This is a genomic window from Arthrobacter sp. Z1-9 (assembly GCF_054792695.1).
On sequence record NZ_CP096456.1, the window covers coordinates 3,060,703 to 3,072,996 of the forward strand.

Annotated in this window: 11 protein-coding genes and 1 pseudogene; 4 read left to right on the forward strand and 8 right to left on the reverse strand. The window is 66.1% G+C overall.

Features of this window, described 5'->3' with window-relative positions; translation table 11 throughout:
• Nucleotides 1–9 precede the first annotated feature (9 nt).
• Nucleotides 10–1,542, forward strand: coding sequence for an APC family permease (locus M1D93_RS14215; RefSeq protein ID WP_461172125.1), 1,533 nt, complete (start codon nt 10–12; stop codon nt 1,540–1,542).
• 93 nt (nt 1,543–1,635) lie between these two features.
• Here the strand turns inward: M1D93_RS14215 and M1D93_RS14220 are convergent, their stop codons facing one another.
• The 5 genes from M1D93_RS14220 to M1D93_RS14240 are packed head-to-tail and all read right to left on the reverse strand — an operon-like array spanning nt 1,636 to nt 6,820.
• A complete protein-coding gene (locus M1D93_RS14220; RefSeq protein ID WP_461172126.1) occupies nt 1,636–2,406 on the reverse strand; it encodes an SDR family oxidoreductase in 771 nt (256 codons plus the stop codon).
• A 35-nt stretch (nt 2,407–2,441) separates the two neighbouring features.
• Complete coding sequence (locus tag M1D93_RS14225) at nt 2,442–3,800, reverse strand: MFS transporter (protein WP_461172127.1); 1,359 nt, start codon at nt 3,798–3,800, stop codon at nt 2,442–2,444.
• Nucleotides 3,801–4,964, reverse strand: coding sequence for a cystathionine gamma-synthase (locus tag M1D93_RS14230; RefSeq protein ID WP_461172128.1), 1,164 nt, complete (start codon nt 4,962–4,964; stop codon nt 3,801–3,803).
• 27 nt (nt 4,965–4,991) lie between these two features.
• The gene (locus M1D93_RS14235; protein ID WP_461172129.1) at nt 4,992–6,377 is read right to left on the reverse strand and encodes a cystathionine beta-synthase; all 1,386 of its coding nucleotides are present in this window, start codon (nt 6,375–6,377) and stop codon (nt 4,992–4,994) included.
• Nucleotides 6,378–6,412: 35 nt separating this feature from the next.
• On the reverse strand, nt 6,413–6,820 hold the full coding sequence (locus M1D93_RS14240) for a VOC family protein (RefSeq protein ID WP_461172130.1): 408 nt from the start codon (nt 6,818–6,820) through the stop codon (nt 6,413–6,415).
• 142 nt (nt 6,821–6,962) lie between these two features.
• On the opposite strand from M1D93_RS14240, the gene M1D93_RS14245 reads away from it, so the two are divergent.
• Nucleotides 6,963–7,946, forward strand: a complete 984-nt coding sequence (locus tag M1D93_RS14245; RefSeq protein WP_461172131.1) for a DNA-3-methyladenine glycosylase family protein — start codon at nt 6,963–6,965, stop codon at nt 7,944–7,946.
• Nucleotides 7,947–7,964: 18 nt separating this feature from the next.
• On the opposite strand, the pseudogene M1D93_RS14250 reads toward M1D93_RS14245, so the two are convergent.
• A pseudogene (locus tag M1D93_RS14250) lies at nt 7,965–9,642 on the reverse strand (AMP-binding protein).
• 113 nt (nt 9,643–9,755) lie between these two features.
• On the opposite strand from M1D93_RS14250, the gene M1D93_RS14255 reads away from it, so the two are divergent.
• A complete protein-coding gene (locus M1D93_RS14255) occupies nt 9,756–10,034 on the forward strand; it encodes a putative quinol monooxygenase (protein WP_461172132.1) in 279 nt (92 codons plus the stop codon).
• A gap of 92 nt (nt 10,035–10,126) precedes the next feature.
• On the opposite strand, the gene M1D93_RS14260 is transcribed toward M1D93_RS14255, so the two are convergent.
• Together M1D93_RS14260 and M1D93_RS14265 are read right to left on the reverse strand one after the other, a co-directional pair.
• Nucleotides 10,127–10,549 (reverse strand): thioredoxin family protein, encoded by a 423-nt coding sequence (locus M1D93_RS14260; protein WP_461172133.1) that lies wholly within the window; start codon nt 10,547–10,549, stop codon nt 10,127–10,129.
• Nucleotides 10,550–10,668: 119 nt separating this feature from the next.
• Nucleotides 10,669–11,214 carry an acyl-CoA thioesterase gene (locus tag M1D93_RS14265; protein ID WP_461172134.1) on the reverse strand — a complete coding sequence of 182 codons (546 nt, stop codon included), beginning with the start codon at nt 11,212–11,214 and terminating at the stop codon, nt 10,669–10,671.
• Between the two features lie 76 nt (nt 11,215–11,290).
• Between M1D93_RS14265 and M1D93_RS14270 the strand changes: the two genes are divergently transcribed.
• Nucleotides 11,291–12,022: a potassium channel family protein gene (locus M1D93_RS14270; protein ID WP_461172135.1), complete on the forward strand. Its 732-nt coding sequence runs from the start codon at nt 11,291–11,293 to the stop codon at nt 12,020–12,022.
• The last annotated feature ends 272 nt before the right edge of the window (nt 12,023–12,294 follow it).

The following is a 12,294-nucleotide window of genomic DNA, read 5'->3' on the forward strand; positions in this document are numbered from 1 at the left end:
GGTGACACTATGAGCACAGAAACCACGACGGCGGGCGGACCCGGCGGCGGGCCCGGCACCTCCGTTCCGACCAAGGGGCTCCGCGCCGGCATCCTGGATCTTGGCGACTCCGTCATGCTGGGCCTGGCTTCGACGGCGCCGGTGTATTCGCTGGCTGCCACCCTGGGCCTCATCGTTGCCGTGAACGGAAACTACACCCCCCTGATCCTGCTGCTGGGCTTTATCCCCGTCCTGTTCATCGCCTATGCCTTCCGCGAACTCAACAGCGCCATTCCGGACTGCGGCACCACCTTCACCTGGTCCCGGCGGGCCTTCGGGCCCTGGGCCGGCTGGCTGGGCGGCTGGGGTGTTGCGCTCGCCGGAATTGTGGTCCTGGCCAACCTCGCGCAGGTGGCGGGGCAATACCTGTGGCTCCTGGTGGGTGACGGCTCGCTGGCGGAAAACAAGCTGGTAGTGACGGCCACCGGTGTGCTGTTCATCGCCGTGATGACGCTGGTGAACTACCGGGGCATCCGGCTGGGCGAACACGTCCAGCGGGTGCTGACCTACGTGCAGTACATAGCCCTGGGCATCTTTGCGCTGGCCATCGTGATTCGGATTGTAAGCGGCGCGCCGGAAGGCCAGCCTTTCGATTTTGGGTGGTTCAACCCCGCAGGAGCCTTCGCCGATCCCGGTGCAGTGGTCCACGGTGCCCTGCTTGCGCTCTTTATCTACTGGGGCTGGGACACCTGCCTGGCGGTCAACGAGGAAACCGAAAACCCCTCCACCACCCCAGGCCGCGGTGCAGTGATCTCCGCCTTCATCCTGGTGGCCATCTACGTCTCCGTAGCGCTCTTGGTGATGATGTACGCCACCGTTGGTTCTGAAGGCATCGGCCTGGGCAACGAAGCCAACCAGGACGACGTCTTCCTGGCCATGAAGGACGTGGTGCTCGGACCCTGGGGCTGGCTGATCGTCGTCGCGGTCCTCGCTTCGGTGCTGTCCTCCACCCAGTCCACCATCCTGCCCACCGCCCGCGGCACCCTGTCCATGGGAGTGCACGGCGCCCTGCCGGCGAAGTTCGGCGAGGTCCACCCGAAAAACCAGACCCCCGGTTTCTCCACACAGGTCATGGGCGGCGCGGCGATTGCCTACTACGTTGCCATGAGCTTCCTCAGCGAAAACCTGCTGTCCGATTCCATCAGCGCCATCAGCCTGTTCATCGCCTTCTACTACGCCCTCACCGGCTTCGCCTGCTTCTGGTACTTCCGGGCCACGTTGCGGGAGTCGGCCCGGAACCTGTGGTTCCGCGGGATCCTGCCGTTGGTTGGCGCCCTGCTGCTGACCGCCGCGTTCTTCATCTCGGCCGTGCAGATGTGGGACCCGGCCTACGGCGACACCCAGATCTTCGGCGTCGGCGGTGCGTTCATAAGCGGCGTGCTGCTGCTTGCACTCGGAGTGGTGCTGGCCGTGGCCTGCCGGTTCCTGCCGGCAACCCGCGGCTACTTCACCGGCAAAGCAACCGCCACCAGCAAGAGCAGCACCACTCCCCTCCCCAAGTAAGTAGCGCCAAGTGTCGTTTTGGGGGGTCAAAACGACACCTAGCGCTACCTAGTTGGGCAGGATGCGGCGGAGGCGGGCCGGGTCGAAAAGGCGCTACGCGGAGAAGCCGCCGTCCGACTTGATGAGCTGTCCCGAAACCCAGCGGCCGGCCGGCGAGAGCAGGAACGCGGCGGTACCGGCGACGTCGGCAGGGGTGCCCAGGCGGCCGGTGGGCTGCCGGGCGGTAAGGGCCTTCCGCACCTCATCATCCATCCAGCCCGTGTCCACAGGACCCGGGTTCAGGACGTTGGCCGAGATGCCCAGCGGCCCCAGCTCCCGGGAAGCGGCGATCACAATCCTGTCCAGCGCGCCCTTCGAGGCGCCGTAGGGCAGGTTGAACGCTGTGTGGTCACTGGTCAGCGCAAGGATCGCGCCGCCGTCGGCCGTTGCCTGCCGCGCAAAGGCGGCAATCAGCTGCCAGCTGGCCCGCGTATTGACGGCAAAGTGGCGCTCGAACGATTCCAGGGTTGTGTCCAGGATGCCGGAGTCGACGGACTCGGCATGGCTCAGCACCAGGCCCTGCAGCGGACCGGACAGCCGCACCGCTTCAGCCAGCAGGCGATCGGCGGTGCCCGGGTCCTCAAGGTTTGCGGGCAGCGAGTGGACGCGGGCGCCGATCGCTTCCAGCTCGGCCGTCAAACGGACGACGTCGTCCGGCTCGCTCCCCCACGGCATCCGGGCGTCGTAGTCCTGCCAGTAAGCCAGCACCAGGTCCCAGCCTTCGGCGGCTAGCTGGCGGGCGATGCCCGCACCGATGGAGGCAAGCCGGCCTGCGCCGGTAATGAGGGCTACGTGACGGACAGGGCCTTCGACGGGGGTTTCCATGGGATCAGCGTAGTAGCCCCGTCCGTTGGGCCTGGTTAGGCGTCGGCGGTGGCGGGAACGGTTTCGCGGGAGTGCTTTCGGATGGTGGCGCTGATGACTGCGGCGATGGTGCACATCGCCGCCGCGCCGAACCAGGCGTAGGTGTAATGGCCGGTGACGTCCCTGATGGCACCGGCGCCCAGTGCTGCGGCGGCCGCTCCGAACTGGTGGGCCGCGAAGACCCAGCCGAACACCACGCTGCCGTCCGTGCCGAAGGTCTCCCGGCAGATGGCCGCCGTCGGCGGGACAGTGGCCACCCAGTCGAGGCCGTAGATCACCACGAACACAATCATGCTGGGCTGGACTTCGGCGTTCAGGAGCAGGGGCAGCACCAGCAAGCCGATCCCGCGGAACTGGTAGTAGACGGCGAGCAGGATCCGCGGGTTGAACCGGTCCGTCAGCCAGCCGGAGGCGATGGTGCCCACGATGTCGAAGATGCCGACGACGGCGAGCAGGCCCGCGGCCGTGGTTTCGGGCATGCCGTGGTCGTGTGCTGAGGGAATGAAGTGGGTGCCGATCAGCCCGTTGGTGGTGGCACCGCAGATCGCGAACCCGGCCACCAGCGCCCAGAACGTCCGGACGCGGCTGGCCCTTTTGAGGACCTGCAGCGCGCGCACCGCAGCGTTGCTCCGCGGGCCGGCCTCCTCCACCGGGGACTGGGGCAACGCCTCACCGGCAGGCAGCGCTCCCCCGGCAGGCGCAGTTTCGCCGTAGGGCAAGGCGCCGACGTCGGCCGGGGAGTTCTTGAGGAACTTCAGCACCAGCGGGACAACAGCCAGGGCTCCCGCGGCGATCAGCAGGGACGCCTGCCGCCAGCCCGGATCCTGGGCCAGCATGGCGATAAACGGCAGGAAGACCAGCTGGCCAGCAGCGCTGCCGGCGGTCAGGATGCCGATCACCAGTCCGCGGCTCTTGACGAACCAGGTGTTGGCAATGGTGGCGGCGAAGACCAGCGCCATGGAACCGGTCCCGAGGCCGATCAGCAGGCCCCAGGTGAGCAGGATCTGCCAGGACTGGTTCACCAGCACGGTGAGGGCGCTGCCCGTGCCGATCAGGACCAGCGCGATGGCCGTGACGGCCCGGATGCCGAACCGCTCCATCAGCGCAGCGGCAAACGGCGCCGTCAGCCCAAAGAGAACCAGGTTGATGCTGACGGCTGCCGACAAAACTGTGGTGGACCAGCCGAACTCCTCCTGCAGCGGCACCATCAGGACCCCGGGTGCGGCGCGGAAACCGGCGGCACCCACCAGGGCAAGGAACGCTACGGCGGCAACGGTCCAGGCAGGGTGGAAGCGGCGGGGCCGCCGGTGGGGCTTGGTGAGTACGGAATCGGATGCCTCCAGCCGCGCCTTCATCTAGGGAATGGAGGAGAAGGCCTGGTCGAGGTCGGCCACCAGGTCCTCGACGTCCTCGATGCCGCAGGACAGGCGGAGGAGGTTCACCGGAACTGCTAGTTCGGTGCCCTTGACCGAGGCGTGCGTCATCTCGGACGGGTAGTTCATGAGCGACTCGATGCCGCCGAGGGACTCCGCCAGCATGAACACCTTGGTGGACTCCGCCACTTTGCGTGCGGCAGCTTCGCCGCCCTTGAACTGCACGGACACCATGCCGCCGAAGTTCCGCATCTGCTTCTTCGCCAGCTCGTGCCCCGGGTGCGACGGCAGCCCCGGGTAGAGGACGCTTTCAACCTCAGGGCGTTCGAGCAGCCACTCCGCCACGGCTTGGCCGTTGAGGCTGTGCCGGTCCATCCGGACGCCCAGGGTTTTGAGGCCGCGAGTGGTGAGGAAGGCGTCCATGGGCCCTGAAACGGCGCCCACGGCGAACTGCAGGAAGCCGATCTTTTCCGCCAGCTCCGCGTCCTTGACCACCACGGCGCCGCCCACCACGTCTGAGTGGCCGCCGATGTACTTGGTGGTGGAGTGCACCACGATGTCGGCACCGAGGGCGAGCGGGGTCTGCAGGTAGGGGGATGCGAAGGTGTTGTCGACCACGAGGAGGGCCCCGGCGTCGTGCGCGATCTCCGCGAGCGCCGCAATGTCCGTGATCTTCATCAGCGGGTTGGACGGCGTCTCCACCCAAAGCAGGCGTGCCTTGTTGGCGGTCACCGCCTGTCGGACAGTGTCCAGGTTGGCCATGTCCACCGGGGTGTTGCCGATTCCCCACGGGCCAAGCACCCTGCTGATCAGCCGGTAGGTGCCGCCGTAGGCGTCGTTGCCGAGCACGATGTGGTCCCCGGGGCGGGTCAGGGCGCGGATCAGGGAATCTTCGGCTGCCAGTCCGGAACCGAAGCTGAAGGCATGCTTGCCCAGCTCCAGCGCTGCCAGCTGTTCCTGCAGTGCGTCCCGGGTCGGGTTGCCGCCGCGGCTGTATTCATACCCTTCGCGGAGGCCGCCGATGCCGTCCTGCGCATAAGTGGTGGCGAAGTGCACGGGCGGTACCACGGCCCCCGTGCGCGGCTCGAAATCCTGGCCGGCGTGCACGGCACGCGTGTTGAAACCCTGGTTCTGCGGGACGGACATGATGCTCCTTATCGGGGTTGAAGCAGTTCAGTTGCTGAGGTAGGCCAGGAGGTCGTGGCGGGTGAGGATCCCCACGGGAGCGCCCACAAAGGTGACCATCACCGTGTCCACGTCGGAGAGCAGCTCCCTGGCGGCCGAGATGGTTTCCAGCGAACCGATCACCGGCAGCTTGGGGCCCATGTGCTCGGAGATCTTGTCCGTCAGCTTGGCTTCGCCGCGAAACAGCTTGGCCGTGAGGGTGCGCTCATCCACCGCGCCCAGCACCTCGCCCATCACCACCGGGGGCTCCTGGGACAGGACCGGGATGTGGCTGACGCCGAACTCGTTCATGATGTTGATGACATCGCGGACAGACTCGTTGGGGTGGATGTGCACCAGGTCCGGAAGTTCGCCGTTCTTGGAGCTGATGACCTCGCCCACGGAGGTCTCCTCGCCGCCTGAGAGGAAGCCGTAGGAGCGCATCCACTGGTCATTGAAGATTTTGGCCAGGTAGCCCCGGCCGGAGTCCGGCAGGATCACGACGACGACGGCGCTTTCCGGCAGGTCCCGCGCCGCCTGCAGCGCTGCTACCACGGCCATGCCGGATGAGCCGCCCACCAACAGTCCCTCTTCACGGGCCAGGCGCCGGGTCATGGCGAACGAGTCGGCGTCGCTGACGGCGATCACTTGGTCCGGGACGGACTTGTCGTAGTTCGCGGGCCACATGTCCTCGCCCACGCCCTCCACGAAATAGGGGCGCCCGGTGCCGCCGGAGTAGACCGAACCTTCGGGGTCGGCGCCGATGATCCGGACCGTCCCGCCGTCGGAAGCCGGCCGGCCCGCCGAAACTTCCTTGAGGTACCTGCCCACGCCGGTGATGGTACCGCCGGTGCCGGCGCCGATGACGCAGTGGGTGACCTTCCCGTCGGTATCCCGCCAGATCTCGGGACCGGTGGTTAGGTAGTGGCTGCCGGGTGCGGCCGGGTTGGAGAACTGGTCCGGCTTGTACGCCCCGGGCGTCTCGCGGACGATTCGGTCCGACACACCGTAGTAGCTTTGCGGGCTGTCCGGCGGGACAGCGGTGGGCGTCACCACCACTTCGGCGCCATAGGCCTGCAGCACGGCACGCTTGTCCTCGCCCACCTTGTCCGGCACCACAAAGATGCACTTGTAGCCCTTTTGCTGCGCCACGAGCGCCAGGCCCACACCCGTGTTTCCGGAAGTGGGCTCAACGATAGTGCCGCCGGGCTGCAGCTTGCCGTCCCGCTCGGCGTCCTCCACCATCTTCGCCGCGATGCGGTCCTTGATGGATCCCCCCGGGTTCAGGTACTCCAGCTTGACCAGGACTGTGGCTTTGACGCCGTCCGTCACGTGGTTGAGCTTGATAAGCGGGGTATTGCCGATGAGGTCCAGGATGGACTGGGCGTACTTCATGAGTACAAAGCTACCGCTTCCGCAGGCGCATTCCCCTACCCGGCGGCCTGTGCCTGCTCGTCAGCGGGAAGGTTCTCCCAGAGGCCCATGACGTTGCCTTCGGTGTCCTTGAAATAAGCGAAGGAGCCCATCCCGGGAATGGTTTCCTTCGGCCGCACCACAGCTCCGCCCAAAGACTCCACTGTCTTCAGCGTCGCTTCAATGTCCTCGACGTCCACGGTGATGACGGGGTTCGTCAGGTCTGCCTCCCGGGCCATCATGCCACCGTTGATCGCGCCCGCTTCCGTGGGTTGTCCCGTGGACTCGTCCATGGGAGTGGTGACCACCATGTCGTAGTCCATGCCCGGGACGGGATCGATCCGCCAGCCGAGGGCCTCCTTGTAGAAGCTCCTGGCCCGCTCCTGGTCGTCCGCGGGAATTTCGAAATGCACTACTCCACCCATTGTTTCCTCCTCGTTTTTCGGGCTTTCGGTGCAGTGTTTTCCGCACCACACGGTGGAGTCTAGTCCTCTGTCTGCTGCCCGTTAAGGGCCGCGGAACCGGCACGGCGGGCGCTTTGTCCGCGCCCCGTGGGACGATTGGTGCATGACGATCGCAGAGGCACCACCGCGGCTGGCAGCCGCCGCGGACGCCTCGCTCCGGTGGTATCCGGACGGCCCCTATGACCTGTCCCGGACCCTCGGCCCGATCCTGCGCGGCAACAGCGATCCTTCCTTCAGTGTCCAGGGAAGTGTCATCTGGAATGCCTTCACCACGGAAGACGGCCCTGCCACTGTGAGGCTCAGTCCGGCCGGTGGCGCCGAGCTGGAGCACCGCGTCGACGTCCAGGCGTGGGGCCCGGGCGCCGCCGCTGCCGTCGGCGCGGTCCCGCGGCTCCTGGGGGCCGGCGACGATTGGCGGGCCTTTGATGAGCCATCTTTCCACACCACCCTCCCCCGCATGGTCCGTGAGGCACGACGGCGGAGCCTGGCCCTGCGGCTTCCGTCCAGCGGGCGCATGATTGACCAGCTCGTGCCCATCATTCTGGAGCAGAAGGTGACAGTCATCGAAGCGCGGCGGGCCTACCGGTACTTGGTGCACCGGTACGGAACACCGGCCCCGCCTGCCGGCAACTCCACCCCGCCCAGCCTGATGCTGGCGCCCACGGCCGCACAATGGCTGCAGGTCCCCAGCTGGGAGTGGCACAAGGCCGGAGTGGGGCCGCAGCGTTCGGCGACGGTCATGCGGGCGTTGCGCTCTGCCGTCGCGCTTGAACGGCTGGCAGCTCTCCCGGCCCTCGAGGCGGCAGCCAAGCTGCAGACCATCCCGGGAATCGGCATCTGGACGGCGGCGGAGGTGGTGCAGCGAACCCACGGCTGCCCGGACTCCATCTCCGTGGGCGACTACCACCTCGCTGCCTATGTTGGGGCGGCGCTGACAGGCCGCCGGACGGACGACGCCGGCATGCTCCGCCTGCTTGCCCCCTGGGAAGGGCACCGCCAGCGCGTGGTGCGGATGATTCAGGCCAGCGGTTTCCGCAAGCCCACCTTTGGCCCCCGGATGACCATCCAGGACCACCGCCGGCACTAGTTCAGCCGCGCCGCAGGGTCAGAGCCCCAGCCGGGCCACGGCTTCCTCCCGCATCTCCACTTTGCGGACCTTACCGGAGACCGTCATGGGGAAGCTGTCCCGGACATCCACATAGCGCGGAATCTTGTAGTGCGCCAGCCTGCCCCGGCAGAACTCGGCGACGGCGTCTGCGTCCAGCGGCTCAGCGCCGTCCTTGAGGATGATGCAGGCCATCAGTTCCTCCCCGTACTTGCTGTCGGGCACCCCGATGACCTGTACGTCCTGGATGGACGGGTGGGTGTACAGGAACTCCTCAATTTCACGCGGATAGATGTTCTCGCCGCCCCTGATCACCATGTCCTTTGATGCGTCCCTCGACCACGACGTAACCGTCATCGTCCATCCGCGCCAGGTCTCCGGTGTGCATCCAGCCGTCCTGGTCAATCGCCTCGGCGGTTTTCTCCGGCTGGTTCCAGTACCCGGCCATCACGGCGTAGCCGCGGGTACACAACTCCCCGATCTGCCCGCGCTGCAGGACTTCGCCGGACGCGGGGTCCACAATCTTGCTTTCCAGGTGCGGCATGGTCCGGCCTACTGTTTCCGTCCGGTGCTGGAGAGTGTCGCCGTTCCGGGTCATGGTGGACACCGGCGACGTTTCGGTCATGCCGTAGCAGATGGCCACATCCACCATGTTCATCTCCGAGATGACGCGGTTCATCACCTCGATGGGACAGAGGGATCCGGCCATGACCCCGGTACGGAGGGTGGACAGGTCGTAGGAGGCGAAGTCGGGCAGCGCGAGCTCCGCGATGAACATGGTGGGCACCCCGTACAGGGACGTTCCGCCGAAGTCCTGCACCGCCTCCAGCGCAGCCGCCGGGTTGAAGCCGCGGCCCGGAATGATGGTGGCTGCTCCGTGGCTGAGCGCGTTCAGGTTGCCGATCACCATGCCGAAGCAGTGGTAGAACGGCACCGGGATCACCACCCTGTCCTGCTCCGTGTAGCCGAGCAGCTCCCCTATGGAGTAGCCGTTGTTGAGGATGTTGTGGTGCGTCAGCGTGGCGCCTTTGGGAAAACCCGTTGTCCCTGAGGTGTACTGCAGGTTGATGGGATCGTGCGGGCTGAGTTCAGCCATCCGGGCCCGCAGCCCGGAATGCCCGACGTCGTCCGCCCGCCTCAGCAGCTCGGCGTACGTCAGCTCCGCGTCACCTACCGGGACCCCGCCGTCGAGCCCCTCCCCGCCGGGAGCGGGAAGGAACACTAACTGGCGCAGGTCCGGGCACGCTGCGAGCGCACGACGCGCCATGCCCACGTAATCGCTGTTCCGGTCCGAGGGCGCAGTGACCAGCATCCGCATGCCGTTTTGCTGCACCACAAACTCCAGCTCGTGGCTGCGGTAAGCGGGGTTGACGTTGACAAGGATGGCACCGGCCTTGGCGGTGGCGTACTGCAGGAGCGTCCACTCGGCGCAGTTGGGGCTCCAGATCCCCACTCGGTCCCCCTTGGCGATGCCCAGGGCGAGGAGCGCACGCGCCAGCCGGTCGACGTCGTCGTTCATCTTGGTGTAGCTCCAGCGCCGCGCGTCGGCGCCGGGCACCGGAGCCGCCTCGATCAGTGCGTCAAGGAACGGAAACCTTGCCACCACCCGCTCAAAGTTCCCGCCGATGGTCTCCTCGAGTAGCGGAACGTCAGTGTTCCCGGCTGTGTAAGCACGCATGATGGCACGCTACCAACAGGACCGGGGCAATAGAAGGACATCAAAGCGCAACAGTCCCGCGGCCGGCGTTAACCGGAACGGTCCGGCAGGCGGTGGCCGGTATTGTGAAATCCATGAGTTCACCCATTGACCTGCAGGCAACGTTCATCCCCAACGACGGCGAGTTTTACCGTGTAAAGCTGGCCCTGGAAATCGCCATCGACGAGGTGGTGAACGAACCCGGCTGCATCCGTTACGAGCTCACCGAAGCCACGGAGGAGAAGCTCGTCCTCACCGAGCAGTGGGCGTCGGAAGAGGACCTGGAAAAGCACTCCAAGGGCATCGCGGTGCAGGACCTGAACGAATCCCTGAGCGCGCTCCTGGCCGAACCCGTCAAGCTGGAACGCCTCTGACGGCCTCTTACACCGGGCAAAATCGAAGCGGCGCCCTCTCTCGTCAGAGGGCGCCGCTTCGTCACTTCCAAGCGAGGGTCAAACTTCGGAGATCACGCGTCCGGAATCTGCGTTCCGTCCTGAGGGCCGGCTGACTTGCTGGCCGCAGCGGCTTCTTCCCGCTGGCGTGCCACGTGGGCGTGGACTTCGTCCATGTCCAGGGCCTTCACGGCATCCACCACCTGTTCGAGCTGCTGTGAATTCAACGCGCCGGGCTGTGAGAACACCAGTACCTTTTCGCGGAAGGCCATCAGCGTGGGAATGGAGGAGATGCCTGCCTCGGCGGCGAGCTGCTGCTCAGCCTCTGTGTCCACCTTGGTGAAGAGGACATCAGGGTGCTTCTCAGAGACAGCCGAGTACGTGGGTCCGAACTGCTTGCAGGGGCCGCACCATTCTGCCCAGAAATCCACCAGGACAATGTCGTTGCCCTCGATGGTTGATGCGAACTGTTCACCTGTGATGTCAACGGTAGCCATGAGTCAACGGTACGCGCGGCGGCGCGTGATGTCGCGGCCCCGGCCGCTTGTTCGCTTCCCGCGTCATCGGGAATAACCTGCGCGCTCACGTATAGCCCCGCCGGCACTGGGGCGAAGTGTCAGCTCCACGTGTGCGGAGCGGGCGTCCGGCTCCCCGGCAGCGCGCTGGACGCCCGCCACTCGTGGACCCAGTCAGGGAGCACCAGGTCTGCCGGCGGCTGGCCGAACTCCCGCAGGATCTCCTCCTGGCTTACCGGCCGGCCCTTGTCGACCAGGCGGGTGGCAATGTACGCGCGGGAGTAGATTTCGCCGTCGGCCACCATGCGCTGCTCGAAATAGATTGCCTTAGCGTCCAGGCCGATGATGCGGGTCTCGATGGTGTACTGCTGCCACAGTTGAAGGGACTTCCGGAAGGCTATGGTCTCTGCGGCCACCACCGGGCTCCAGCCCCGGCGGCGCATCCGCTTCCACACGCCGCTGCGCACCATCAGGTCGAACCGGCCCAGGTCCATCAGTGAAAGGTACATGCCGTTGTTGACGTGCATGGCGATGTCGATGTCGGTGGGCAGCACCCGCAGCGGCAGCGAGGACCCGTCCCAAACGGTCAACGGCGGGCGCCGGGATGAGGTAAACAGCAGCAGCAGGGTTCGTAGAAGCAGGTGCATGAAGCCATGTTACCCGTGAGTAACTTAGGTAGGTATCCGCGGGGTGGATGGAGACCCTCCGCGTAGGATTTCCTGCATGACCCAACAACGCTACCGGGACCTCGCGGACTGGCCGCTCACGGTGACTGCGCTCATCTTCCTGGCAGCGTATGCGTGGCAGGTGATCGGGCGCATGGAAGGCAGCGGCGCGTTCTGGCTTGAGGTGGTGATGTGGGCTACCTGGGGGATTTTTGCAGCGGACTACCTGCTCAACCTTTGGCTGGCCGCGGACAGGAGCAGCTGGTTCCTCCGGAATCTCCATGAACTGCTGATCGTCGCGCTGCCGTTCTTCCGGCCGCTCCGCCTTCTCCGGCTGGTGACGCTGCTGTCTGTCCTGCACCGGACGCTGGGCGACACGCTCCGGGGACGCGTGGTCACATACGTTGTCGGGTCCGCGACGATGCTGGTGTTCGTGGGCGCCCTTGCCGTCCTTGACGTGGAGCAGTACGTGCCGGACGCAAAAATCGTTACCTTCGGTGATGCTCTGTGGTGGGCCATGACCACCATCACCACTGTTGGCTACGGGGACATGTATCCGGTGACGCCGATCGGCCGAATGGTGGCGGCCGCCCTCATGATGAGCGGAATCGCTGTTCTGGGCGTGGTCACGGCGTCCATCGCCTCCTGGCTGGTGCAGCGCGTGGAGGACAACGCCGAAGCCATGGCGGAGGCCGAGGAGCCCGCCCGGGCCGAGGTGGCAGAACTCGTAGCGGAGATGGCTTTGCTTCGCCGTGAGATTGCTGAGCTGAAGGACATGCACAGCAGCTAAGGCCCGGACGGTTCTGCACAAGTAGCGGGCCGGAGCGGCTTTGAGTATCGGTCCGGGGACTCCCAAGTACCGCGTCAAAATATTCGGGTAGCCCCTACTGGTGCCCGGCCCGGCCGGACTTCCTAGACTCGGGGTTCCTAGGGTTAAACAAATGCTGGCCAGTCCACCGGGTGGCTTCCGATGGCAACGCCTCCTCGCGGAGCTTCCGTATTTCTGGGTGTGCGGACGCCTCCATCATGCGCCCTGAACGGCCCGGCTTGAAGCTGGGCCGC